The following is a 221-nucleotide window of genomic DNA, read 5'->3' as shown; positions in this document are numbered from 1 at the left end:
AATCCCCGACAGCAAGGAGATTGGACGTGAAGAAGCGCTTTTCCGAAGAGCAGATCATCGGCTTCCTGCGTGAGGCGGAAGCCGGCGTGCCGGTCAAGGAGCTGTGCCGCGGGCACGGCTTCAGCGAAGCCTCGTACTACCTGGGGCGCAGCAAGTTCGGCGGCATGAGCGTGCCGGATGCCAAGCGCCTGAAGGAACTGGAGACGGAGAACGCCCGGCTG

The 221-nt window shown here is 63.8% G+C and carries 1 protein-coding gene; it reads left to right on the top strand.

Annotated elements, in window-relative coordinates; all coding sequences use genetic code 11:
• Nucleotides 1-26 precede the first annotated feature (26 nt).
• On the top strand, nucleotides 27-221 hold a 195-nt coding region (locus tag ACY35P_RS15730), incomplete at its 3' end, for a transposase (RefSeq protein ID WP_462116772.1).

Source organism: Lysobacter xanthus, assembly GCF_047159895.1.
The sequence above is the reverse complement of the archived record's forward strand: the minus strand, read 5'-3'. Positions and strand labels throughout refer to the sequence as shown.